Source organism: Mesorhizobium sp. M7A.F.Ca.ET.027.03.2.1 (assembly GCF_003999175.1).
Classification (GTDB): domain Bacteria; phylum Pseudomonadota; class Alphaproteobacteria; order Rhizobiales; family Rhizobiaceae; genus Mesorhizobium.
Genome location: NZ_RZOM01001965.1, coordinates 1 through 398 on the forward strand (window position 1 = coordinate 1; position 398 = coordinate 398).

The following is a 398-nucleotide window of genomic DNA, read 5'->3' on the forward strand; positions in this document are numbered from 1 at the left end:
GTCTTGGCCGCGTCGATGTCGCGCCCGATCGCATCCGCCTTGGCGAGGAACGCGCTGAACGCATCTGGATTGACACCAGCAACTTTCACGCCCTTCAACGCCGCCGTGCCGGAGCCCGACAAGGCGGCCACCATCCCTTCGACCGATTTGCCGCTGCTTGACAGCGCCGTCGAGAAATCGCCGATGCCGCTGATGCCGGCATCCGGCAGCACGGTCGCCAGATCGGCGCCCGCCAGTTTCATCTGGCCAGAGAACAGGCCGGTGCCGTCATTGTTCTTCAGTTCGAACAGGCCGGTGAGCGCCCCGCCCAGCAATTTCGCCTTCAAATCCGAAACGCGGATGCCTTCCTGGTCGAGCCTGAGCGAAAAGGCGGCATCATAGGCGGTGGCGAACCGACC

Annotated in this window: 1 protein-coding gene; it reads right to left on the reverse strand. The window is 64.1% G+C overall.

Features of this window, described 5'->3' with window-relative positions:
• A partial coding sequence (locus tag EN750_RS39000; RefSeq protein ID WP_149998823.1) for an AsmA-like C-terminal region-containing protein occupies window positions 1-398 on the reverse strand: 398 nt, incomplete at both ends.